The following is a 24,549-nucleotide window of genomic DNA, read 5'->3' as shown; positions in this document are numbered from 1 at the left end:
CTCTCCAGACCCGCTTCATAAGCCCCGATCGGGCAGAACATATAAAGTCGTGGCGAAGATCATGTAAACCATCAGCACCAATATGCCGACGAACCACGCCGAACGCCCGCTGTTGGTAACGAACATCGCCGTCATGGTCGCCAGGAAAACCATGACGACAACGCCCGGCGAAAACTGCAGATCCATCGGTGTCGGACCGATGACGTAGCTCAACAGCACAAGCACGGGCGCCACGAACAAAGCTATCTGCGAGGCGCTTCCGAGCGCGATGCCGACGCTCAAGTCGAGGCGGTTCTTGCGCGCACCGGAAAATGCCGAAGCCATTTCGGCTGCGCCGCCGACCAGTGCGACGACGATGAAACCGACAAAGGCAGGCGTCATTCCAAAAACCTTGGCAGCCTCCTGCACGGACTCGACGAAGATCTCGCTGACCAGCGCGACCAGTATCGTGACACCGGCAAGCGTGGACAATGCCAGGCCAATCGGCCACGGGGTTTCGTCCGCCTCGGCGTGCTCGGCGGCGGCAAAGAGCTCGCGGTGCGTCTTCAGCGTGAACAGCAGTCCCAGCGCGTATCCGACAATAAGCAGGATGGCCAAGCCTAAGCTGAGCTTGTTAAGCACTTCCGTAGCCGAGGTCGAATCTGAAGCAACCGCCGACGGTATCAGCAGGGCGATGGTGGCGAGGAACAGCAGGCCGGCCTGAAGACGCGCATTGGCTCGGTTGAATTCCTGAGTGTGATGCTTCAGGCCGCCGAGCAAAAACGAGGCTCCAAGCATGAACAGCGTGTTGGTGACGATTGCACCGGCAACCGATGATTTTACCAGCGTATACTGTCCGGCACGCAGGGCGGCCAAGGCGATGACAAGCTCCGTCAGATTTCCCAGCGTGGCGTTGAGCAGTCCGCCAGCGGCGTCGCCGGTTTTTGCCGCAACGGACTCGGTGGCGTGACTGAGGAGGCCAGCCAGGGGTATCACGGCAAGGACCGACAAGATGAACAGCAACGTGTGAGCCTCGGGGGCAACGCGCGCCGCGACAAAGACCACCGGCACCGCAACGAGCAGCCAAAGCATGGGGTTGGCACGAATTTCTTTCCAAAGGAGGTTCACCCGTCACTCCCCGTTCAGTTGCTTCAGGCGTGCCGCGGGTTACGGGTCAATATGACCTGCTCCGGGCGCGCCAGTTGCTTGACGGTTGATGATCCGTCATGCAGGGCTACTCCGGCAGCGCTGTTTGCCGGAAGAATGTCACCGTCGCCTCATCCGGCGGCCCGAACCAGGTTGTGAAGAATGTCCGGAAATCCGGCCCGGCATAGGTTTGGCTGAGCGCACGATCGACGGCAAGGCGGAAGTCCTCATCGCCGCGCGCCAACTCAAGAGCGAGCGCTTCGTAGGTGAAGTGGCGCTGCAGGACGATCAGATTACCGGAATTGTCACTGCGGGCGGCGGCATCCATGAGGATCGGCATGTCGCCGAAGAGCACCGCCGAACTGCCGTCCATGACGCGCTCGATCCCCTGCTGGTAGTTGTCGACCGGCGCAGCCGTTGCCGCGAGTTGAAAAGTCTTGATCCTGTCGCTCAGCCAGCCTTCGCTCGTCGTGCCCGCGATCGAGGAGAAGGTCTTGTGCTCCAGGATCGTGCGGGCCGGTGAACCACGCCAGAGCGGACGGCTCGAGGGTTCGCCATATTGCAGCACTTCGCGCAAAGCCAGCGGCGAGCTGGTGCTCAAGAGCGCGCCGGTGCCGCTTGGGAAAATCGGGATGGAAAACGACACCTGCTGCCGCCGCGTCAATGTCACCGGCTCCGCAGCGCAGACAAGATCAGCCGTACTGCTTCCTATTGCCTGCATCTTGGCGTCGCCTGAAAGCGAAACCCATTCGACATCGAGCTTCGGCAGGTTCAGCTGTGCCCTAAGACTATCGGCAATCTTGTTGCAGAGGGCGACGGCATAGCCGTCCGGCCGTCCCTGTTCCCCGTTGAAGGAAAAGGGCCTTGCATCCGGATCGTAGCCGAGCTTCAGAGCGCTGCCCGCTTTGATACGGTCGAGCGTCTGAGCCTGCACGGGCATGCCGAAGGCCAACATGGCCGCCGCGGTGAGGACAGAGGCGGCGATACCCGCCCAGCGATCATTTGTTCCTGACATGTCTGATCCTCCTCTCTTACTCGGCCGGAAGCTGGTTCGTGTTGCTGGCGAAACGCGGGGCGATCAGGCCGTAGATGATGAAACCGATGCCTGTGACGATCATGCCGCCGAGAACCGCGTCCTTGCCGGAGGCATAGATGGCGAAGACGCTGTAGGCCATGCCGACCAAGGCGATGGTGGCGTTCAGCCGATATTTCGGCTGTGGCACGCGGGCGGCCTTCATCATGACGAAAAGGGCAGACAGCGCGATGATATAGGGCAGTACGTTGGTGACGACGGCGAGGTTGACGAGCGCCGAAAACTGTTCGCTCAACGTCGGCGAAATGGTCATCAAGGCAAGGCATGTCTGCACGATGCCGAGAATGATCATGCCGGCCACGGGCGCCCCCATCTCGTTCACCCGCGAGAATATGGATGGGAACATCCGCTCGTCGGCGGCGGTTTTCGCCGTCTGCGCGATCGTAAACTGCCATCCGAGCAGCGAGCCGAGGCAGGCCAGTACGGCAAGCGCCATGACGATGGAACCAACCGTGGAATTGAACATGGTGGCATAGGCGAGTGCAAAGGGCCCCGTGGAGCTGGCGAGATCCGGATTCGGCACGATGCCCTGAATGACCGTCGTCGACAGGATGTAGATGACGGCCGCACCCAGCGTGCCGAACATGCAGGCGAGCGGCACGTCACGCTTGGGATTTTCGACGGCATCGGAATTCTGAGCGGCTGATTCCATGCCGAGGAATGCCCAGAGGGTCAGTGAAATGCTCGATCCCATGCCTTGCCCAAGCGTCAGGCCTTGCGGATTCCAGGCGGCGGCGAAAGTGCTGGAGCTGAACCAGAGCCAGCCGATGATCGACAGCAGTCCAACGGGCAGGATGACGCCCCATACCGTGACCGAACCAATGCGGCCGGTGATGCGCGGTCCACCGAAATTGGCGGCCGTGGTCAGCCACAAGAGCACGATCAGCGCCAGGCAGGTCATGATCGGGGTCGAGGTCAGCACCGGAAAGAACCCGGCCAGGTACCCGACGGCCGAGATGCCGATCGCCACATTGCCGACGGCAAGCGACAGGAAATACAGGAAGAACACCATGAAATAGCCGTCCTTCCCATAGGCATCCTCCGCATAGGCGGACATGCCTCCGGGCCGCTGATTGAACAGTCCGGCCTGGGCGAAGCCATAGGCGATCGCCATCGAGCCGATGGCGGTCACAAGCCAGGAAAGCAGCGAGATCGCCCCGACCTGCGCCATATTGGCGGGCAGCATGATGATCCCCGACCCCATCATGTTGACGGCGACGATGAAGGTGAGTTGCACCAGGTTCATCTTTTTCTTGGCCGTGGCCTCGGCCGCAAGATGCATCGTGTTGTCGGTCATGACGAAGTCCTCCCTAAAGCGCGTCGCGTTCCTTCAGAATGGCTTGATCCACGCTTTCATTCTTTGTTTTCACTCAATGTCGCTACCGCAAAGCCGCTGCGCACTTTTCGTGACATGCTCCAGCCCTACTCGCGGACGACATATGTGTGGAACTTGATCCGCCCATCGATCCGCTCCTGGAACACGCCCTGGACCTCGTAATTGAAGCCGGGGAAGCGGTTGAAGGATTCTTCGAAGGCGAGGAAATAGTCCCGCATCGGCCGCGCCCTGTCGTCCCAGCGCTCTCCCGGCACGATCACGCCGATACCGGGCGGATAGATCAGCGCCAGCGTCGCAGAGATGCGGCCGGCGGCTTCCGTCAGCGGCACATAGTCGACATTGTTGGCGACCAGTGCCTCATAGGCCTGCTTGGGTGCCATCGCCGGTTCGGGGAAGCTCTCGGAGCGGAAGCAGAGGCGCTGCAACTCCTTGACCCCCGCCTCGCGGTAGAAGGAATGCATCTCATGGCAGACCTGGCGGACGCTATAGCCGGCATAACGCTCGCGATGGGCGGCGAAGACGGTCGGCAGCACTTCCTGCAGCGGCGCATCGCGGTCCCACAGGTTCTTGAACTTGACGAGCTTGGCGACGAGCGTGTTCAGCTTGCTCTCGTCTTCGGCAGGTGTCAGGAGGAAGAGCAGGCTGTTCAGGTCGCATTTTTCAGGCACGACCCGCTGCTCGCGCAGATAGTTGGCGACGACGGTCGCCGGAATGCCGAACTCGCGATACTCGCCGGTCTTCCGGTCGATGCCGGGGGTCAGCAGCGTAAGCTTGTTGGGATCGACCATGGTATAGCCGGGCGCATAGCCGGCATAACCGTGCCAGCTCGCCTCCGGATCGAACCGCCAGCATTGCTGCTCGCGTTTCAGTACCTCCGTCGCGACATCTTCCCACTTGGCGGCGGCGAGATCGCCGGTGTGCTTGGAGCCCGAAACCGTCACCCTGTCCGGCACGAAAGGATCGAAGAACCACTGCTCCTCCGGGGTCGCGGCCTTGGTTTCGTAATGCTCCACGAAACCGCGCAGCTTCTTGCGAACCTCGATCCCGAGCTCGATGCATCGGTCCCAGAGCATCTCGCCGGCCTTGCCCTCATGCACCTTGGCATTGACGTCGAGCGAGGCGAAAAGCGGATAGAAGGGAGAGGTCGAAACGTGCATCAGCAGCGATTCATTGAAGCGCTTGTGTTCGACGAACCTGCGCTGGCCCTTGATATGTTCGTCCCGCTTGTGGATCTGCGATGCCTGGGAAAAGCCGGCGCCCTGCTTGTGGACCGATTGCGTGGAGAACAGCCCGGGCATATCAGCCCTGAGGTCCTTCAGCCGCATCGGGCTATGGCCCTCGAAGAGCGGGTGGAAGGCGTTGTAGCCGATCCAAGCCTCGTCCCAGAGCACGTAGTCGCAGAGATGGCCGAGCTTCTCCATGACCTGGGCGACATTGTAGATCGTGCCGTCATAGGTCGCGAGCTGGATGCAGGCCAGACGGAACGGCCTTTCCGCCTCCGCACGGCTCTTGTCGGCGACGAGTGGGTGCTCCTCTATCTTTTGCCGCAGCCAGCTTTCGTCCCAAGCCGACCAGTCGACCGCGCCGATCATGCCGAAGGAATTGCGGGCGGTCGGCAGATAGATCGGGATGGCGCCGGCCTGCACGAGAGCACCCTGATGCAGGGATTTGTGATTGTTGCGGTCGAAGAGCACCAGATCGCCGCTGTGCAGTACCGCATTGGCGACGACCTTATTGGAGGTGCTCGTGCCGTTCAGGATGAAATAGGTGCGGTCCGCGCCGAAGATGCGCGCCGCCTGCTTCTGGGCTTCGACGGCGGGGCCTTCATGGATCAGGAGGTCGCCGAGATCGACATCTGCGTTGCAGAGATCGTTGCGAAAGATGCTCTCGCCGAAATATTTGAAGAAGATCTGTCCGGCCGGCGATTTTCGATAGAACTGGCCGCCCTGATGCCCCGGGCAATCAAAGGCGATATTGGCCTCGCCGTCATAGGCCATCAAGCCGCCGAAGAATGGCGGCAGCAGCGATTTGCCGTAATTCACGGCGCTGGACACGATCTGCTTGGCATAGAAGGTCGGCGTCTGCTGGCCGAGATAGACGAAACCATCCACCTCGCCGGCCATCTCGACGACATCCATATCCGCAATCGTCAGCGTATCGGCCATCGCCCAGATCGGCGTGCGGAAACCGATATCCCTGACGGAACGAAGGAAGCTGCGTGCCGAAACCAGCCGCCCGCCCTCGACCGAGCCGATATAGGCGCCGACGTCAGCATCCTCTGACACGTCGGCCGAATAATCGTCGCGCTGTTCCACCTCGAAGCCCTGGGCGGTGATCTGTGACACCAGTTCCTGCGCCTGGGCATTGTCGCGATCGATGATCGCGACGATCTTCAGCATCTTGTGGAACGGGATTGCGACCGTCGGAGATTTCACGTCGCGCGGGATCATTCTTGCCCCTCCCCTGCGATGCAATCGACGAGGTAGCGGCGACCGCCGTCACCGGGCGCGAAGCGAAGGCCGTGGATATCGGTTTCGAAACCGGGGAATTTTCTGTCGAAGTCACGGGCGTAAAGCAGATAGTCCTGAATGGACTTCGTCGACTGGGTGATCCGTTCGCCCGGCATGATCAGCGGAATGCCGGGCGGATAGGGAACGATCATCACGGCAAGGATGCGATTCATGAGGTCGTCGATCTCGACGCTCTCGATCCGGCCCTTGACCAGCCGGTCATAAGCATCGGCCGGACGCAGTGCCATGTCGGGCAGGACCGTATACATTTCGCGCTGCGCCTTCGGCACGTCGTCCTTGCGATAGATCGCGTGGATCTGCTCGCAGAGATCTTTGAGCCCCATTCCGGCATAGGCTTCCGGATGGGCTGCGGCCAGTGCCGGCAGTGCGCGGGTCAATGGCGCATTGGCGTCATAGAGATCCTTGAAATTCAGCAGTTCGGTGACGAGCGTGCTCCACTTGCCGCGGGTGATACCCATCGAGAACAGCACGAGGAAGGAATAGAGGCCGGTCTTCTCGATCTCGATGCGCCGCGAGGACAGGAACTTGGTGACGACCGCCGCCGGAATGCCGTGATCATCCATCACGCCGCTGGCCGAGAGGCCCGGCGACAGGATGGTGACCTTGATCGGGTCGACCATGACATGGTTTTCGGCAAGGCCGGCAAAACCATGCCAGGCATCATCCGGCTTCAAGACCCAGTCGGCACGGGTGTCGGTCGGCGTCTGCCCGGCAATCGTCGGCTCCCAGACGTCGAACCACCAGGTGTCTTCCGTCTGTTTCCTCACCGCATTCATCGCCCGGCGGAAGCTGATCGCCTCGTCGATCGTCTCCTGGATGAGCGCGCGTCCGGCCGGCTGCTCCATCATGGCGGCCGCGACATCGCAGGAGGCAATGATGCCGTATTGCGGCGAGGTCGAGGTGTGCATCATGAAAGCTTCGTTGAAGCGGGTGATGTCGAGACGTTTGGTCTCGGCATGCTGGATATGGATCATCGACGCCTGCGAAAGGGCGGCCAGCAGCTTGTGCGTCGATTGGGTGGCGAAGGTGATGGCGTTTTGCGACCGCGCAGGCTGATTCGACGAGATCGCGTGGAAGCCATCGTAGAATTCGTGGAAATTGGCGTAGGCGTACCAGGCTTCGTCGAAGTGCAGCACCTCGACCGCGTCGCCGAGCGACGCCTTGATGGCATCGACATTGTAGCAGAGGCCGTCATAGGTCGAGTTGGTGATGACCATCAGCCGGACCTTGCCGCTGGTCTGCCCGGCAAAGGGGCTTGCGGCAATCTTGCCGGCAATCGACTCCGGCGTGAACTGGTCCTTCGAGATCGGACCGATGATACCGAGCCCGTTGCGCGAGGGCGTCAGATAGATGGGCGTCGCGCCCGTCATGATCAGCGAATGCAGGATGGACTTGTGGCAATTGCGGTCGCAGAGCACGAGATCGCCGCGCGCCACCATGCCATGCCAGACGATCTTGTTGGCAGTCGAGGTGCCGCCGACGACAAAAAAGGTCTCATCGGTGCCGAAAATGCGTGCGGCATTGCGCTCCCCCTCGGCGATGGGACCGACATGATCCAGCAGCGAACCGACGCTGCCGACCGATACGGAGATATCGGATCGCAGCGTGTTTTCACCGAAGAACGTGTAGAAGAGCTGGCCCACTGGGCTCTTGCGAAACGCGACGCCGCCGCCATGGCCGGGCGTATGCCACGAATAAGCGCCTTCCAGCGTATAATCCATCAGCGCCTTGAACATCGGCGGCGGCAGCCGCTCGAGATAATTGCGGGCTGCCTGCGCGATGGCGCGCGCCATGAATTCCGCCGAATCCTCGAACAGGCGGAAAAAGGCGTTGGCATGACGCAGAACCGCTGTCGGCACGTCTTCTGCGGTGGTGTCATCGCCGAACAGGAAAATCGGCAGCCGGTCATTTCTCTGCCGCTTTGCGGCGAGCACCTCTCCCAGCACCTGCCAGCGCGTCGTCTTGTCTTCGGTGCCGTCGACGGATACCAGCCAGCAGGACTCTGTATTGAAGACATGCACGAGACGGCGGGCGTCCTCATAGGAAACGCCGGAGACGATCCGGAACCCTTCCCTTTCAATGGCGGCGGCGAGATCGCGCATACCGCGTCCGGCTGCGCTCTTGCCGTCAAAATCCTCGTCGATAACGGCTATCGGAAATGCCGTCTGGAATTCCATGCGTTCCTCCAGAACCTGACGTCAAGGCTACGGCCGCCGTGCAGACCGCGTGGATCTCAGGTTGAAGGATCGTACATGACGGGTCGTGCAGCGTCCTTGATTGCAATCAAGGTGACGCGAAGCATTTCGATGTCGCCGAAGGACTTGTTTTTTGATCAGGCTATTCGGCCCACTCCGCATCGGCGGTGAAGGCGATCGTCAGCCAGCGATTGGCGCTTTCGTCGCCGATCGCGTTCCCGATCTCATCGCGGAGCGCGTCCCATTCCTCCACGGTCTTTGCCGGAAGCCCTTCAGGGACGATGAAATAGAGTTCGATCTGCATCGCGCGGCCGACCCGGGCAACATAGGCTCGGTGCGAGAGGAAGCCGAGCCGGCGAACCGTTTCCGAGGCGACACGATCGACATGCTCCTGGAGGTCGACAGGGGCGATCAGCAGGATCTCGGTGAACGCCCTCCAAACGGTGCCGATCGGAAGCGGGACCATGATGAGGCAGACCAGCGCCAGAACCGCCGGGTCCATATAGCTGGCAAGCCAGGCAGCCGGCGTCGCCTGCGCGGCCATGCCGATCAGGAATGCAATGAGCAGGGCAAGCGCAATGCCGCCCGACATGATCCAGGCCTTGATGTCCAGCGAGATGAAATCGGATTTGATGCGGGCGTTCAGCCTGACGCCGAGAAAGGCCATGGCGGCGCAAACAAGCAGGGTCGCCGCAGAATAGGCGATCGCCATGCCGAAGCGCAGTTCGTGACCGCCGTTCAAGATGCTGATGATCGCGCTGATCAGCGCATAGATGCCAACTGTCATCAACAGGCAGCCGTTGAGCATCAGCACGATGGGCTCGAGATGCCAGAAACCCATGGTGAAGCGGTTCCGGATTCTGCCGGACCGAGCGTCGCTCTGCGTCGATTTCAGGATCAGGCTCGAAACCCAGAGCGCAAGTCCGGTCATCGCCGCATCGGCCAGCGAATAGACGCCGTCGAAGGCGATCGAGAAAGAGCCGGAAAGAATGCCGAAGACGACCCCGAGCGTTGCCACCACGACGGTCGCCGCGATCGATATCCGGAGAAACCCCTGCTCGCTCAGCATCGTCGACCCCGCCTCCGCTTCGGCCCGTCATGCGACATGCTTTAGCAGCTTTATCCCGATGACGAAGGTAGTCTAGGCCAGCCCGGCGGACTACGCATTGATCCGGATTGCGGCAGCCGGTTTTTGCAACGACAATTGCGGTTTGATGGCGGTCCGCAGAGACATTGGCTCCGGGCAGCCGTCTCTCGGGGGAAGCTCATGACGACGTCGCCAAATGGCAAGAGCCTCGGACTTGCTGCCTGCACCGCCATCGTGGTCGGCAATATGGTGGGATCGGGCTTTTATCTTTCACCGGCCGCGGTCGCGCCCTATGGCAACCTTGCGATTGTCGTCTGGATCGTCATGGGCGCCGGCGCGATTTGCCTGGGTCTGACCTTCGCGCGCCTGGCGAGCCTCGTGCCCGCTGTCGGCGGCCCCTATGCCTATACCAGGCTCGCCTATGGCGATTTCGCCGGCTTTCTGATCGCCTGGGGCTACTGGATATCAATATGGACATCGCTGCCCGTCATCGCGATTGCCTTTGCCGGCGTGATGGTCGATCTCTTCCCTGCCCTCGCCAATCGCTTCGCCGCGACCGTGCTGACGCTCGGCGTGATCTGGGCGGTCGTGCTCGTCAATCTTCGCGGTGTTCACGCGGCGGGTGTCTTCGCGCAGGTGACGACCTACGCCAAGTTGCTGCCTTTCGGCGCCGTTGCCATTATCGGCCTTCTCTACATCGATCCGTCGCATTTCGCCGAATTCAATCCAAGCGGTCAGCCGCTGCTGCAGTCCTTTGCGACACTGGCGCCTCTCACCATGTTTGCCTATCTGGGGCTGGAATCGGCTACGGTTCCGGCCGGCGACGTGGAGAATGCGGAGCGGACAATCCCACGATCGACCGTGCTCGGTATCTCCATCGCCGCTGCCCTTTATGTGTTCGGCACGATCGTGGTGATGGGCCTCGTGCCGCGTGAACAGCTCGTTAAGTCGGTTGCGCCATTTTCCCAGGCGGCAGGGATCATGTGGGGACGCCCCGGCGAGTTGGCGATCTCGCTTGCAGTCCTCGTGTCCTCCATTGGCGCGCTCAACGGCTGGACCTTGCTGATGGGGCAGGTTCCGATGGCTGCCGCCCGCGACGGGCTATTTCCGCCGCTTTTTGCCCGGCTTTCCCCGCGGGGCGTGCCGGCATGGGGCATGACCATCTCGGCCTTGTTCGCAACGCTCCTCGTGCTCGTCCAGGCGCTCGGCTCCGAAGGCTTTGCCGCCGTCTATCGGCTGATGGTCGGGCTCAGCACCATGGCCGCCGTCGTTCCCTATGCTTTCTGCGCGCTTGCCAGAAGCCTCATTGCGGGCGTGTCTGATGGGCGGATGCCGCGGGTCAGCGCGATCGAGCTTATCGCGTTCGTCTTTGCGATCTTCACCCTTTACGGCTCCGGCGCCGAACCGGTGCTCTACGGCCTCGTGCTGTTGATGCTCGGCATCCCAGTCTATGTCTGGCAAAGACGCAATGCGGCCGGCGCGACGGACAAGGAGACGGCCGCGAGCGCCGTAACGCAACCGCTCCCGTCTCAGGACAAGTTTGCCTGACGGACCACGCCGTCAGGCGTGCCAGCTCAAGGTGTCAAAACGCTCGTTGATGATCGTCCCACGGTCGCCGCGAACCATCCCGGCAATATCGGCAAGGGTGCCAATTGCGGCCGTCTTGCCGTTTGCCCGTGCAAAATGGCAGGCAGCATCGACCTTCGGTCCCATCGAGCCGGCCGGGAAGGAGAACTGGTCGAGATCGCCGGGACGAGCGCAATGGATCGCCTTTTGGGACGGCTTGCCCCAATCGACACAGACAGCCTCGGCATCCGTTGCCATGATCAAGAGATCGGCATCAAGTTCGCGCGCCAGCAGTTCCGAGCACAGATCCTTGTCGATCACGGCTTCGATGCCGATCAGCTTCCGATCGGCGCCCTTCTCGTACATCGTTGGAATACCGCCGCCGCCAGCGCAGATGACGATGGTGCGCTGCTCCAGAAGCCAGCGGACGGGCCGGATCTCGAAGATGCGCTTCGGCGCCGGCGAGGCGACAACGCGTCGCCATTTTTCGCCGTCCTGCTTGAAGATCCAGCCTTTTTCCCCACGGATCCGATCCGCCTCGCCCTTGTCGTAGACCGGCCCGACGAACTTGGTGGGGTTCTGGAAACCGGGATCTTCGGCGTCGACTTCCACCATGGTGAGAAGTGTCGCTAAGGGCTGCTCGAACGGCAGGAGGTTGCCGAGTTCCTGTTCCAGCATATAGCCGATCATGCCTTCGGTCTCGGCGCCGAGAACATCGAGCGGATAGGCCTCTTCTGGTTTGTAGGCCGCTCCCTGGAGCGCGAGCAGCCCGACCTGCGGACCGTTGCCGTGGGTGACGACGATCTCATGTTCGGCCGCCAGTGGCGCGATCGCCTCAGCGGCGGTGCGCGCATTTCGCCTCTGGGTATCGGCGGTCATCGCTTCCCCGCGCCGGAGAAGCGCATTGCCGCCAAGCGCAATGACCACACGCATGCTAATCTCCCAACGTGGCGACAAGCAGTGCCTTGATCGTATGCAGACGGTTCTCCGCCTGCTCGAAGGCGACATTGGCCTCGGACTCGAACACGTCGTTGGTGACTTCGAGGCCGTTGTCCATGCCGTAATCTTCGGCGATCTGCTTGCCGAGTGTGGTTTCGGTGTCGTGGAACGCCGGCAGGCAATGCATGAATTTGGTCTGCGGATTGCCTGTCGCCTTCATCAAGTCCTGGTTGACCTGGTAGGGCGTGAGCAGCTTGATGCGTTCGCGCCAGACGTCTTTCGGCTCGCCCATCGAAACCCAGACGTCGGTGTGGATGAAATCGACGCCCTTGACGGCCTCGTTGGGATCTTCGGTGACCAGCAGCCGCGCGCCCGAGGCCTGCTGCAAATCCCTGGCGATCTTCATATATTCTTCTGAAGGCCACAGCGACCGCGGGCCGCAGATGCGCACATCCATGCCGAGCAGGCAACCGACGATCAGCAGGGAATGCCCCATATTCGAGCGGGTGTCGCCGACATAGGCATATTTGATCTCAGCGATCGGCTTGTCACTGTGTTCGCGCATGGTCATGACGTCGGCGATCATCTGCGTCGGATGATATTCGTCGGTCAGGCCGTTGTAGACAGGCACCCCGGCGTATTTTGCCAGCGTCTCTACGCCTTTCTGTGCCGAGCCGCGATATTCGATCGCATCATACATGCGCCCCAGCACCCGCGCCGTGTCCTTGAAGGATTCCTTGTGGCCGATCTGTGAGCCGGATGGATCGAGATAGGTCACGTTGGCGCCCTGGTCTGAGCAGGCCACTTCGAAGGCGCATCGCGTTCTCGTCGAGGTTTTCTCGAAGATCAGGCAGATTTCCTTGCCCTTCAGATGCTCCTGCTCGGTGCGGGCATATTTGGCCCGCTTCAGGTCGCGGGCGAGATCGAGGAGATAGCGGAATTCCCGCGGCGTATAGTCCTGCACGGTCAGAAGCGATCGATTGCGCAGATTGAAACTCATGGTCTTGCTCCGTCGTCTGGTTCGTGGATGGAAAGGTCAGTAAGCGGGGTCGCGCCAGATTGGGCATGTCATGCAGTGCCCGCCACCACGCCCACGTCCGAGTTCGGAGCCGCGAATGGTGATGACCTCGATACCTGCCTTGCGCAGCAGCGTATTCGTGTAGGTGTTGCGGTCGTAGGCGACGACGACACCGGGTTCGAGTGCAACGACATTGTTGCCGTCGTCCCATTGTTCGCGTTCGGCCTGATAGGAATTGCCGCCGGTCTCGACGGTTCGCAGCTTCGGCAGATCGAGCGCTTCGGCGACGACATCGAGCATCGGCTTGCTTTCGGGATGGATCTCGAATGTGCCGTCGTCGTCCTTGGGATGCATGCTGTAGCAGCGGATCTGGTCGACCACCTCGGCAAACAGCGTGACGACGTCACGGTCGCAGAAGCTGAAAACAGTATCGAGATGCATGGCCGCGCGGCTCTTTGGCATCAGGCAGCCGATCACCCGTTTCGCCGCCTTGCTTCTGAAAAGGGCCTGAGCCACCTGGCCGACGGCCTGATAGGTGGTGCGCTCGCCCATGCCGATCAGCACCGTGCCGTTGCCGATCGGCATGACGTCGCCGCCTTCCATCGAGGCGTTGGCGAATTGATGGTCGGCATCACCCCACCAGATCTGGAAATCGCCGCCCTGGAAGATCGGATGAAACTTGTAGATGGCACGCTGGACCAATGTCTCGGCGCGTCTCGCCGGCCAGAACATCGGATTGCAGGTCACGCCGTTATAAATCCAGCACGAAGGGTCGCGTTGAAACAGCGTGTTGGGGATCGGTGGGATGACGAAATCGCTTTCCGGCAAGGCGCTGAGCATCAATGCCTTGGCCTTGACATCGGGCAGGTCGGCAATCGCGATGCCGCCGATCATGAATGCGGCAAGCTGTGTGGACGGCATTTCGTCGAGCCATGGCCGCATCGCCTCGGCAACCTGCGAGCCAAGCACGTTCGGGGTTATGCGCCGGTCGAGGATGAAATCGCGCGCCTGCTTGTTTGAGAGCGTCTGACCGAGCAGATCGTGGAGCTCGAGAACCTCGACTCCCCTTTCCTGCATCTTCAGGACGAAGTCATAGTGGTCCTTCTGCGCCTCATGGACCCAGATAACATCGTCAAAAAGAAGATCATGGCAGTTTGCAGGCGTCAGGCGCTGATGAGCCAAGGATGGTCGGCAGACCATGACGGTTCTCAGCTTTCCGACCTCAGAATGAACACCGAAACCACGCATGTGGTCCTCCTTCCAGCCATCGCCGGCTCTTTGAACAGCGTCAGATTATTTTGGCCGGTCCACTCATGTCATTGATTGCAGACAAGGTGCGGTGCAGCATTTGACGCCGGTGCCGCCCAGCACGTTGAAATGTCGTCGCTCAGTGAAGATCCGACCTATCGTCTTGCCGTATCTGCCATGCGCGCCAATGGGTGGGATGAACGTCCAGCATCTCGCCTGTCAGGGCATTGGCCCATCCCCTTGCCAGGCGCTGGCAGGGAAAAACCAGCGCGTGGATACCATCGCCGTCGATGACGGCGAGTTCGATATCCTCTTCGAATGGAGCTTCGACGACCAACCGCCACTTCACCGAACCCTCCCCGATCGTGCACGAGCGTCGACTGGATACGGGGCTGTTCTTAGGCAGGCCGGTCGCTCGCCCGGCATTGGTTCCCCAGCCGGCGCTTGGTGGGCGGCGGCGCAACGACATCATTGTTCCGCCCTTCCGTTAGAAGATGAGGTCCTGGGCTCCAGCAACACTCATTCAATATAGAAGGTCAGGTTGCCGTTGCGGGCGCGCGTCACCCATTCTATTTGGTTGGGCGTCAGCTTCTTGGCCTTCAGTTGCTGGACGAGCCACGTGTTGGAACGGATAGCCGCCCGGATTTCCTTCACATGTTCTTCGCTACCAGGCGAAGGCATGGAGCCAACTTCAACCGCAGTTCGAAAGCTGACGATTGAGAACCGCTTGTTGTGATAGGTTTTGATGTGCCCCGGCAGGCTTTCGGCCCAGTTCATGCGCCGGTATTCCTTGCGGGTCTGCTGGGCGTCGACAGGCGCCGCAACCAACGCCGCGGTCGCAATGGCGATAGCCAGGGCAATCTTCTTCATCTTCCTGCTCCTCAAGTTGGCCGTGTGCCCATTGCCTGCCAGAGTAGCGGAAGAGTGAGCTCGCGGCATTGAGCCGGATCAATGGAGGGAGCCGAACCAAAAACTTAAGGCAGGTCAGGCTTTTCGGTCTGTCACTGGCACGGAGATACCCATAGAGGCTACGCGATACTACACCGACCCCTTTCCCAAAGGTGGTAATCTCAAGTCCTTGTGAGGGGCAAAGAGCCCGTCAAGGGGCTGACCGGCTCAAAGGGCGGAGGAAACCATCGTGTCCATCAAGATGGAGGCGCCGCATGTTGACGAATGCGATCGCATTGACCCGGACGTCGCCGGACGAACCTCGTTCACGGGCGGGATAACAGGGCGCGACCGGCCAGGCGCTTTGCGTGCGGAAGATGGCGAGCCGTCGATAGACTGGATCCGGCAATTCTATCAACACCTGCCGGACGCGGTGTTCTTCATCACCGACTGCCACCGAATTTCGGCCTGCAACGGGGCCGCTGTGGCGTTGTTCGGTTATGAGGAAGACGAATTGCTTGGTCAGAGGATCGACCTTGTCTGGTATCCGACGCCGGATGTTCCGTTGAAGGGACGCTGGGCGGACAGGGGAGTGGTGCGGGCCGGTGTGGCGATGACCAGGAGCGGCGTCCAATTTCCGACCGCCATGACGATCATCAGACAGCAAGACGGCAAAGGACACTTCTCCGCGGTGATCTTCGAGGACTTCCGCACCGAGCGCGAGACTTTGCAGCGTGTTCAGGAGCTTCAGCGTGAGCTTGCCCGTATCGCCCGAATAGTTGGGCTCGGGGAAATGACATCGACGCTGGCCCACGAACTTGCCCAGCCGCTGACGTCGATCGCCGCATACGCGCAAGGTTGCGCGCGGCTTGTTACGAAGGATCGTCATGGCCACGGCGAAGAACTCCGTGAAGCCTTGTCCGAGATTACGCAGCACGCCCTGTGGGCGGGAAAGATCGTGCAGAACATCAGGGAATTCGCCAAGCGCGGCGCCGACGAGAGAAAGATTGAAGCGATGCACGCGCTCATCCATGAGGCGACGGCTTTCGCGCTTGCCGGATCCCAGCGAAACGGCCTTCGCGCCGATTTTCAGCTCGTAGCGGAACGGGACGTCGTGCTTGCCGACCGGGTCCAGATCGTGCAGGTGCTGACGAACCTTGTTCGCAACGCCGTGGAGGCTACCGACGGTATTGCGCAGCCGCATATCACCATCCGAACCAGAACCGACGATTTATCCCGTCTCATTGTCGACGTGTCCGACAATGGCTGCGGAATTGCGGTCGACATCGAAGAGGCGCTGTTTCGTCCCTTCGTGACCAGCAAACCGCGCGGCCTCGGCATGGGCTTGGCGCTGTCCAAGCGCATCATCGAGGCGCATGGGGGCCGCATAAGCGCGCGCAATCGAATGGATGGCGGTTCTATCCTTTCGTTTTCCCTTCCGCTGGTGGAGACAACAACCAATGGCAAACGACCTTACGATCCATCTCGTCGATGATGAGGAGTCGCTCAGGCGATCTTTGACGTTTCTGTTGGTGTCGGCAGGTTTCGCGGTTCGGACCCATAGCTCTGCCAAAGCCTTTCTGGAACTGTTGCCGCTTTCGGGACGAAGCTGCCTCGTGACGGACCTGCGCATGCCCGAAATTGATGGCATCGAGCTGCTCCAGCGCCTGCGCCGTTTGAGACTGAACGTTCCGGTCATTGTCATTACCGGTCAGGGCGATATCGCCGCCGCCGTCCGGGCAATGAAGGCCGGCGCGTCGGATTTCCTTGAAAAGCCCGTCAGAGAAGAGGCGCTGATAGCCGCGATCAACGCGGCGGTGGGACAGAAGCGCCCCGGCGGGGCCGTCGCTGATTCTGAGAGCGTTGCAGCACGGCTTCGCCAGCTCACGGAGCGCGAACACCAGGTTCTGGCCGGCGTTCTTGATGGCTTGCAGAACAAGATGATCGCCTATCAGCTTGGTATCAGCGCACGCACGGTCGAAGTCCACCGCGCCAATGTGATGGCGAAAATGGGCGCCCGCAATCTGGCGGAACTCATGCGGATGGCCATCACCCTCGATACGGCAGCGCAGCCTGTCGAAACCGCGAGGGCCCTGCCTGACCACGGTGCTTGGACGCCTGCCCGATAGGCCCGGGACCGCGCCAAAGAGCTGCCGGTGATCGGGCTTCCGTAGCGATACTTAAGGGGTTTCTCGAATATCAGAGCAGACGGCGATTGGTTATGTTGCCAGACGATTGGGGGGCGACGCATATGCTTCAACACCACGCGACCATAAGGCAAACTGCAATTCCGGGCCGCCGACATGGAACAGCTGTCGGAACAACCAGAGATCAGTCGATCAAGCTCAAGGCCAACGAGACAATCTACAGCGAAGGCGAACATGCACTTGCGATCTATCAGGTCGAAACCGGTGCGGTGCGGATTTATCGCCTGATGGCCAGCGGACAGCGATATATCCTAACATTCTGCGGCGAGGGCGAATGGTTCGGCCTTGAAACCGGGAATGTTCGAACCGACTTTGCGGAAGCCGTCTGCGAGGCCTCCATCAAGCCCTTTCGGACCAACCAGAACGCAGTCGTTCCTGTCGACCTTCTTCACATCGCGCTGACGAACCTGGCAAAGGCGCAGCACAAGCAGCTCGTCATCACCGAGCAAAGCGCGCTGAAGCGGGTCGCGGCCTTCGTTTGCGAAATGGCCGACCGTCATCCGAAGGATCTGGAATTCGACATGATGATGTCGCGCAGCGATGTGGCCGACTATCTCGGTCTGACCGTCGAAACCGTTGCCCGCTGCTTCACGAAACTCCGCGAAAAAGGCGTCCTTTGCCTGAAAGGCAAGCTGCAGCGCGTCGTTCGCCTTCTGGACCGCGACGCGCTCATCGCGCTGACCATCTGATGCATGACGCCCGGAAGCGTGGACGATTCCGGGATAACGTCCTGGCCACAGCAAAGAAGCCAAAGCGCACCGCTGAATCAAGTTTCATACGGTGCGCTCAGCGGTCATGGATTGAAATCGATCGTGCAAAGGGGGATTGAACAATGAGATGCCTATTCTGCCGGAGATCGAATGCAGCGGTCACAACATGCATTGCGGTCCTGCTGTCGCTGGCGACCTTTCCACTCGCGATCGTTCAGGCGCAGGACGATCCGTTTGAGCAATTTCCCTTGGTCATCCAGTGCAAGTCCAACGAAACCTACCACACTTTCTACCTGTCGCGCATTTCACAGGATGGCATCGCAACCTATCGGGCATCCGAACGGATCGCCGGCACGATCACCCTCGACGGCAAGGCCAAGGCAACCGGCAGTGAAGGTGGAGGCACATGCGTCGGCAAGACCTTGACCGAGCTTCGCGCCTCCCATCAAGCCTACGATCTGAAACGCTAGGCTATATGGCCCCTTGAGGCTCGACCCGCAGAGGTCGATGCCTGATTGTTGGAACCGGCCGAGACCGCAATCTTGCTGTAAATCATGCAAAGTGAAGCCCGATATCTCACATGTTCCAGCAGCAGGCTCGGCTGCGGCCGAGAAGGAATGACCGATTTGGAGCCGTTAGCGGCCTGGCGGCTTTTGGCTGCCGAGGAACGATAGCTGATGCTCTCCAGTGTTACGCTGGGACCAAGCCACGCACCATACGGAACATCATAGGAAATGACCGGGGTCCATCGGGCAAGCCAACCAGATACCCAGCACGAACATGCTGTTCGATCGAACCGCGGGCGTCGTCGGAAAGTGCCATCAATGTGCTTGTGGTGCTGCCTGGGCCGTCGGTGAACGTAGCCCAATAATCCGCGAAGGACGCATACTCGCAATCCACGACAATGGGAATCTCGGTCACGTCAACGAGGCCGATCTTCCGCCACAGCGTCGCCTGACCATCAGGCCAGAAGAGCTGACGTCCCGCCCGCATGGATCTCAGCGTTGCAAAGTCGGCCTCAAGCACGGCGCCGGTGTTAATGACGAGGTCAAATGCGGGCATGCCACCAAAGAACTGAGTAACGGCGGACGCGACCACGCCGCCTGGACGGGTCACGCGCTTCATCTCGGCAACGACCTGTTCAATTTCCGGGATGACGTCCAGGGCCAGGGTGGAAACTGCCGCATCGAAAGAGTTGGCGTCGAACCGCAGTTGCCGGACATCGCCGTGTTCATATGCGATATTGGGGTGGGATCGTCGACGGCGGGCTCCTTCCAGGTATCCCTCCGATGCGTCAACACCGATCACATGCGCTCCCGCCTCGGCCAGGGCTTTCGACAACACACCCGTCCCACATGCCACATCGAGCACGCGACTGCCCGGAGCAACATTGGCATGGGTGAGAAATGGGCTCGCCAGATGTTCGCTCCAGCGCCCTATGAATGACTCGTAGACGTCGGGATCGGCCCAATTGTATCGCAGTTCTGCGGTTTCCATGGCGCCATCCTCCCTTGATCAAGAATGGACATTACCACGGCCAACCAGGTCGCGCGTATCGCCGTCACGCCGGGCAGTCCAGCGGAAGCTTATTAGCACTTCTCAAGAAAACATGACATAGCGGAAGCCCCTGGAATCACACCGGCCCTCCGTCGGACGGTGTTCCGAGGTATCGCGTGTTTGACTGCCATCACACCCGAAGATCGTGTACTGTGACCAGAAGTCGTAGTCGAGGGATCACCGGACATGGATGAGGAGGGCCTGGCTGAGATCTCAGCCCGGTATGTTCACTTCGCCGATACGGAAGCCCACGGCCGTTCGCCGCTCTACGAGGCGTTGGCTCGTGCGGTTGCTGGAGACCGGGAGACACTCGGCTTCCTATCGACCCTCCCGGACACGAAAAGGCAACCGAACCTTCTGCTTGCGGCGGTGCGTCACCTGTTCGGCACGCCGAAGGGCTGGACCGAGTTTCGTCAGGTGCTCCTGGCCCACCCCGATGCAGTCCGTTCGCTGATGCTCGAGCGTTCGACACAAACCAACGAACCAGGAAGGTGCGCCTCGCTGCTCCCCGTCCTGGCGCGATTGCCGCAGCCGCTGGCGCTCCTCGAGGTCGGAACCTCCGCCGGGCTCTGCCTCATGCCCGACCTCTATGGCTACGACTACGGCCGCAAGGCGATCCGCCCACCCTCGATGGCCTCGGAGCCGCCTGTCTTGCGTTGCTCCGTCAGCGAGACGACCCCGTTGCCGACGGCCGCGCCACACGTCGTCTGGCGAGCGGGGCTGGACCTCAGCCCAATCGATGCTTCGGATGCTGCGCAAGTCGCATGGCTTGAGACACTGGTCTGGCCGGAGCAGACGGAACGGCTTGCCAACCTGCAGGCGGCCGTCAAGATCGCCGCTTCGGTCAAGCCACGGATCGTGAAGGGCGACTTGCGCGGGAGCGAATTCGCCCGGCTCTGCAGCGAAGCCCCAAAGGACGCCACCCTTGTCGTCTTTCACACGGCGGTGCTCGACTATATCTCCGACCCCGCAGATAGGGAGGCTTTCGCCCAACAGGCGATGCGGCTCGCTCCGTATTGGGTATCGAACGAGTTCCCCCGCGCATTCCCGTTCATCGCCACGCGCGCAGGAACAAGCTGGCCACCCGGGCGCTTCCTTCTGTCTGTGAACCGCACTCCTGTCGCCTGGACCGACCCACATGGAGCTTCGCTCGCATGGATCGCGGATGAGGCCTAGGGGACCTCCGGCCTCGTCATTCCAGGCCTTGAGCCTGGAATCCATGGCCAAGGCCGATGATGCCGGCGTGGTCCTCGGGTCAAGCCCGAGGACGACGGAGGGCGGGTGGACCGGTATCCGCGTATGCGCGCGCTCAAGAAGCGCGCGCTTTTTTCTCCCATCTCAGCGGAAACCGCCGCTCGCGAACAGCCGTTCGCCGGTCAGCCAGCGGGCGTCGTCGGAGGCGAGGAAGACGGCGATGTCGGCGATGTCGTCCGGCTGGCCGATGCGGCCGAGCGGCGTCTGGGCGGCGATGGTCTGTTCGAGCTCAGAGCCGATGACGCCGGCCGAGTGCGTTCCCTCGGTCTCGACCATGCCGGGCAGAATGGCGTTGACGCGGATCTTGCGCGGGGCGAGCTCCTTGGCGAGCACGCTGTTGATGCCCTCGACGGCGCCCTTGGTGCCGGTGTAGACGGCCGAGTTCGGGAGACCCAGGCTGGTGACCACCGAGGAGATGTTGATGACGCTGCCGCCCTCGCCGAGATGCCTGGCCGCCGCCTGGGTGGTCAGGAGAACGCCGAGAACATTGACGTCGAACATGCGGCGGTAGTGTTCCTCGGTCACCTCGCCGATCGGGGCGAATTCATAGACGCCGGAATTGTTGACCAGCACGTCGAGCTTGCCGAATTCCTTGACTGCGGCATCGACCACGCCCTGCGCCTGTTCGGCCTTGGAAACGTCGCCCTGCACCGCGATGGCCTTGCCGCCGGCCGCGTCGATCGCCTCGACCACGGCGTCGGCTCCGGCCTTGCTCGAGGCGTAATTCACCACCACTTCAGCACCTTCGGCCGCCATCGCCTTGGCAATCGCGGCGCCGATGCCCTTGGAGGCTCCCGTGACCACTGCGACCTTCCCTGTGAGCTTAGCCATCTCTCGTTCCTTCTGATCCGGAAGGCCGCCGGAATTGACGGCCTTGTTCCGTAGTTCAGAAATTCGGAACTGTTGATCTCGGTTTCAAGGGGCACTATATAAAATTCATGCGACCGCTCTTTCACCCAGCTCTCGAGGATATCAAGCCCGATGCGATCCTCTATGCGCTGTCGGATCCGGAGCGCGTGGCGATCTTCGCCAAGCTCGCAGGCACCGCCTGCGGCGGCACCTGTTCGGCGCTTGCGGATCTCGGCGACCGCATCATTCCAAAATCGTCGCTGTCGAACCATTTCAAGGTGCTGCGCGAATCCGGCCTGATCCGCAGCGAACGCCAGGGGGTGGAGATGCGCAACCAGACCCGCTGCGCCGAGCTCGACGAGCGCTTCCCCGGGCTGGTCAGGGCGATCCTGACGGCTTACGGACAGCTTCCCGAGCAAATGAAGACGGGTTGACGGCTCTTGGAAGATAGCAGCTGCCGTTGGTGGCTCGCCTGGGTCCTCGGGTCAAGCCCGAAGGACGACGGAGAGTGTGAGGTGCCCTGCGGTAACAGGGTGAGGTTCGGCAAACCCGATGCAATCACACTCTCTGATCTCGCTGCCAGACTTCGTCATTCACGCTACCCGATGCCTATCCGCTGCGCCGACGGCGCGTTTGGCGAGAACGCCCACCCCACTCTCCGTCATCCCAGGGCTTGACCCCGGGATCCATACTCGACTTGCCGACGCATGTCGGGAAACCAGTTAGTTATAAGGTCTTGGCAGAAACTTATAACTGGAGATCACGGCCAAAAGGAGTTATAAGGCTTTGGCAGATACTTATAACGCGCATGTGAGCGAGCGAGGACTGCACTCAAGCGGGGAACGCCGCTTTGACCCGTGTGGATGGTCGCTGCACTCGAAAAGGACGAGCCGCCAATGATGAAAGAGATCGACATCAGCTATAGGACAATGTTCGCGGAACTGGCGCAGCGGACGTTGGACGGGCAGTTTCTGTCGGACTTTCCATTGGAAGGTTGGTTTGTGACCGTCAGCGTGAAAGGGCGCGACTACTGGTATTTCGATCTCCCGACTCCCGAAGGCAAGGACAAGCGAAGCTATGTCGGTCCGCAGAGCGATGACGCGATCACGGCGCGGGTGATGGCCCACAAGGAGATCAAGGATAACGTCCGGGAGCGACGGCGGATGGTCAGCACGCTCCGTCGTGCCGGCCTTCCGGGTCCCGATAATTTTGCGGGCGACATCACCAAAGCCCTCGCGGATGCGGGCTTGTTCCGTCTGCGTGCAGTCCTGATCGGGTCGGTGGCATTCAGCACCTATGCAGGCATGCTCGGCGTTCGCCTGCCCTCATCCGCCATGCAGACCGGCGACGCGGACTTCGCGCAGGACTTTGCTATTTCTGCGGGTGTCCAGGACAGCCTGCCTCCGGTTCTTGAGGTCCTCCAGTCGGTCGATCCCGAATTCAGGGCAGTTCCCCATGAGGCAGACAAGGCTAGGGTCGTCGCCTTTCAGAACGCCAAGGGCTATCGGGTGGAATTCCTGACGGGAAACCGCGGATCGGATGACTATACCGGCAAACCCTCCCCCATGCCTGCCCTCGGCGGTGCGTCGGCGGAAAACCTGCGCTTCCTGGACTACCTGATCTACGAGCCCGTCCGCACGGTTCTCCTCTTCCGCGAGGGCGTGAACGTCCTCGTTCCCGCGCCCGAGCGATATGCAGTCCATAAGCTCATCGTGTCGTCCAGAAGGTTCACGGACACTCTGGGACGCGTAAAGGCCGACAAAGACCTCACGCAAGCGTCACTGCTTTTCCAAGCCCTCGTCGAGACACGCCATGACTCCGAGCTGACAGATGCTTGGGCGGAAGCCTGGGATCGAGGGGATTCATGGAAAGACGGCATTTGCCACGGTCTCCTGAGGCTTCCTCATAAGGGTGTCGAAGCGCTCGGCAAGGCTCTTGGATCGGAGATGCCCGATCTGGAGAAGTTGAGAGCCAAAACTCGGCAGAAGTGATGTCGCTGCCATTGCCATGCCGCCGTCTACGCGTAGCTTGCCGGCGCCGCCTAAGGCGGTTGTCATTAGTCTAATTCACCAACGATTGGGTTGCTGAGAATACCAAGCCTGTCAATTTCCACCTCCACGACGTCGCCCGGCTTCATCCACAGCGGCGGCTGCCGCTTGGCGCCAACCCCGCCTGGTGTGCCGCTGGCAATGACGTCACCCGGTTCCAACCGCGTGAAGCTGGAGCAATATTCGATCTGCCGGGCGATATCGAAGATCATCTGACCGAAGATAGCGTCCTGCACGATTGTCGCATTGAGACGCGTCTGGATGCGAAGATCGGGCAGAGGACCGAGCTCATCCGGCGTCATCATCCAAGGCCCGAAGGCGCCTGTATCGGGGAAATTTTTGCCCGGCGTGAACTGATGTGTATGACGCTGGAAATCACGCACGCTGCCGTCATTGTAGCAGGCATAGCCGGCAACGTATCCCATAGCCTCATCGCGGGTGATGTAACGGCCTGATTTGCCGATGATGACCGCCAGCTCGCCTTCGAAATCGAGTTCCATCGACACTTTCGGGCGCACGATCGGGGCGAGATGGCCCGTCTGACTATTGGCATAGCGGGCAAAGATCGTCGGGTTTTCCACCTCCGCACGGCCCGTCTCCTGGCGATGCATTTCATAGTTCAGGCCAACGCAAAGGATCTTGTCGGGATTGGGAATGACCGGCAGCCATTCGATTTCACCGAGCGGCGAGGCGGCAGCCGAAGCAGCCGCCTCGGCAACGCCGGCAAGACCGGCTGCTACGGCCGATTTGAGATCGACATAGCGCGATGCGAGAGCTGCGCCGGTATCGAGGAAGCGATCGTCCTCGATGACGCCCCAGGTCATGCGGCCGGCGATCTTGACGGTGGACAGTCTCATGGTTCTTGCTCCTGTGGGGTCAGACTGGATGGCGGGCGCTT

At 60.9% G+C, this 24,549-nt stretch carries 22 protein-coding genes; 8 read left to right on the top strand and 14 right to left on the bottom strand.

Annotated features, from left to right (window positions below; translation table 11 throughout):
• Window positions 1-15: 15 nt before the first annotated feature.
• The 6 genes from cax to HJC04_RS18095 form a co-directional block, all read right to left on the bottom strand.
• A complete protein-coding gene (cax, locus tag HJC04_RS18120) occupies window positions 16-1,107 on the bottom strand; it encodes a calcium/proton exchanger (protein ID WP_210628822.1) in 1,092 nt (363 codons plus the stop codon).
• Between the two features lie 106 nt (window positions 1,108-1,213).
• On the bottom strand, window positions 1,214-2,140 hold the full coding sequence (locus HJC04_RS18115) for an amino acid ABC transporter substrate-binding protein (RefSeq protein WP_221120441.1): 927 nt from the start codon (window positions 2,138-2,140) through the stop codon (window positions 1,214-1,216).
• Between the two features lie 16 nt (window positions 2,141-2,156).
• Entirely contained in the window at window positions 2,157-3,515 is a 1,359-nt protein-coding gene (gene potE / locus HJC04_RS18110; protein WP_210628824.1) for a putrescine-ornithine antiporter, read from the bottom strand.
• 125 nt (window positions 3,516-3,640) lie between these two features.
• Window positions 3,641-6,004: an ornithine decarboxylase gene (gene speC / locus HJC04_RS18105; RefSeq protein WP_221122583.1), complete on the bottom strand. Its 2,364-nt coding sequence runs from the start codon at window positions 6,002-6,004 to the stop codon at window positions 3,641-3,643.
• Window positions 6,001-8,262, bottom strand: coding sequence for an arginine/lysine/ornithine decarboxylase (locus tag HJC04_RS18100; protein ID WP_210628826.1), 2,262 nt, complete (start codon window positions 8,260-8,262; stop codon window positions 6,001-6,003). Before HJC04_RS18100 ends, speC begins: the two co-directional genes overlap by 4 nt.
• 160 nt (window positions 8,263-8,422) lie before the next feature.
• The gene (locus HJC04_RS18095; protein ID WP_210628827.1) at window positions 8,423-9,349 is read right to left on the bottom strand and encodes a cation diffusion facilitator family transporter; all 927 of its coding nucleotides are present in this window, start codon (window positions 9,347-9,349) and stop codon (window positions 8,423-8,425) included.
• Window positions 9,350-9,547: 198 nt separating this feature from the next.
• Here HJC04_RS18095 and HJC04_RS18090 point away from each other — a divergent pair, with 198 nt between their 5' ends.
• Complete coding sequence (locus HJC04_RS18090; protein ID WP_210628828.1) at window positions 9,548-10,915, top strand: amino acid permease; 1,368 nt, start codon at window positions 9,548-9,550, stop codon at window positions 10,913-10,915.
• A gap of 12 nt (window positions 10,916-10,927) precedes the next feature.
• Here the strand turns inward: HJC04_RS18090 and arcC are convergent, their stop codons facing one another.
• From arcC to HJC04_RS18065, 5 genes are all read right to left on the bottom strand, one after another.
• Complete coding sequence (gene arcC / locus HJC04_RS18085) at window positions 10,928-11,866, bottom strand: carbamate kinase (protein WP_210628829.1); 939 nt, start codon at window positions 11,864-11,866, stop codon at window positions 10,928-10,930.
• A 1-nt stretch (window position 11,867) separates the two neighbouring features.
• Window positions 11,868-12,872, bottom strand: coding sequence for an ornithine carbamoyltransferase (locus HJC04_RS18080; protein ID WP_210628830.1), 1,005 nt, complete (start codon window positions 12,870-12,872; stop codon window positions 11,868-11,870).
• A gap of 36 nt (window positions 12,873-12,908) precedes the next feature.
• Complete coding sequence (gene arcA, locus HJC04_RS18075; protein WP_210628831.1) at window positions 12,909-14,138, bottom strand: arginine deiminase; 1,230 nt, start codon at window positions 14,136-14,138, stop codon at window positions 12,909-12,911.
• Window positions 14,139-14,277: 139 nt separating this feature from the next.
• On the bottom strand, window positions 14,278-14,487 hold the full coding sequence (locus HJC04_RS18070; RefSeq protein ID WP_210628832.1) for a hypothetical protein: 210 nt from the start codon (window positions 14,485-14,487) through the stop codon (window positions 14,278-14,280).
• A 170-nt stretch (window positions 14,488-14,657) separates the two neighbouring features.
• A complete protein-coding gene (locus HJC04_RS18065; protein WP_210628833.1) occupies window positions 14,658-15,008 on the bottom strand; it encodes a hypothetical protein in 351 nt (116 codons plus the stop codon).
• A 268-nt stretch (window positions 15,009-15,276) separates the two neighbouring features.
• Here HJC04_RS18065 and HJC04_RS18060 point away from each other — a divergent pair, with 268 nt between their 5' ends.
• From HJC04_RS18060 to HJC04_RS18045, 4 genes are all read left to right on the top strand, one after another.
• Entirely contained in the window at window positions 15,277-16,521 is a 1,245-nt protein-coding gene (locus tag HJC04_RS18060; protein WP_311044466.1) for an ATP-binding protein, read from the top strand.
• Window positions 16,487-17,155 carry a response regulator FixJ gene (fixJ, locus tag HJC04_RS18055; RefSeq protein ID WP_221122579.1) on the top strand — a complete coding sequence of 223 codons (669 nt, stop codon included), beginning with the start codon at window positions 16,487-16,489 and terminating at the stop codon, window positions 17,153-17,155. The genes HJC04_RS18060 and fixJ overlap by 35 nt, the downstream gene beginning before the upstream one ends.
• A 122-nt stretch (window positions 17,156-17,277) precedes the next feature.
• A complete protein-coding gene (locus tag HJC04_RS18050) occupies window positions 17,278-17,922 on the top strand; it encodes a helix-turn-helix domain-containing protein (RefSeq protein WP_221122578.1) in 645 nt (214 codons plus the stop codon).
• Window positions 17,923-18,065: 143 nt separating this feature from the next.
• Window positions 18,066-18,413 carry a hypothetical protein gene (locus HJC04_RS18045; RefSeq protein ID WP_210628837.1) on the top strand — a complete coding sequence of 116 codons (348 nt, stop codon included), beginning with the start codon at window positions 18,066-18,068 and terminating at the stop codon, window positions 18,411-18,413.
• 220 nt (window positions 18,414-18,633) lie between these two features.
• Here the strand turns inward: HJC04_RS18045 and HJC04_RS18040 are convergent, their stop codons facing one another.
• Window positions 18,634-19,440, bottom strand: coding sequence for a class I SAM-dependent methyltransferase (locus tag HJC04_RS18040; RefSeq protein ID WP_221146770.1), 807 nt, complete (start codon window positions 19,438-19,440; stop codon window positions 18,634-18,636).
• 246 nt (window positions 19,441-19,686) lie between these two features.
• On the opposite strand from HJC04_RS18040, the gene HJC04_RS18035 reads away from it, so the two are divergent.
• On the top strand, window positions 19,687-20,676 hold the full coding sequence (locus HJC04_RS18035) for a DUF2332 domain-containing protein (RefSeq protein ID WP_221122575.1): 990 nt from the start codon (window positions 19,687-19,689) through the stop codon (window positions 20,674-20,676).
• Between the two features lie 162 nt (window positions 20,677-20,838).
• Here HJC04_RS18035 and HJC04_RS18030 read toward each other — a convergent pair whose 3' ends face one another.
• On the bottom strand, window positions 20,839-21,585 hold the full coding sequence (locus tag HJC04_RS18030; protein ID WP_210628840.1) for a glucose 1-dehydrogenase: 747 nt from the start codon (window positions 21,583-21,585) through the stop codon (window positions 20,839-20,841).
• 107 nt (window positions 21,586-21,692) lie between these two features.
• On the opposite strand from HJC04_RS18030, the gene HJC04_RS18025 reads away from it, so the two are divergent.
• Entirely contained in the window at window positions 21,693-22,037 is a 345-nt protein-coding gene (locus tag HJC04_RS18025) for a helix-turn-helix transcriptional regulator (RefSeq protein ID WP_210628841.1), read from the top strand.
• A 462-nt stretch (window positions 22,038-22,499) separates the two neighbouring features.
• Complete coding sequence (locus HJC04_RS18020; protein ID WP_221146769.1) at window positions 22,500-23,594, top strand: GSU2403 family nucleotidyltransferase fold protein; 1,095 nt, start codon at window positions 22,500-22,502, stop codon at window positions 23,592-23,594.
• A 65-nt stretch (window positions 23,595-23,659) separates the two neighbouring features.
• On the opposite strand, the gene HJC04_RS18015 is transcribed toward HJC04_RS18020, so the two are convergent.
• Window positions 23,660-24,508 (bottom strand): fumarylacetoacetate hydrolase family protein, encoded by an 849-nt coding sequence (locus HJC04_RS18015; RefSeq protein ID WP_221122571.1) that lies wholly within the window; start codon window positions 24,506-24,508, stop codon window positions 23,660-23,662.
• Between the last annotated feature and the right edge of the window lie 41 nt (window positions 24,509-24,549).

The organism is Rhizobium sp. NLR8a (genome assembly GCF_019685235.1).
Classification (GTDB): Bacteria; Pseudomonadota; Alphaproteobacteria; order Rhizobiales; family Rhizobiaceae; genus Rhizobium.
This window is presented reverse-complemented; position numbering and strand designations above follow the sequence as displayed.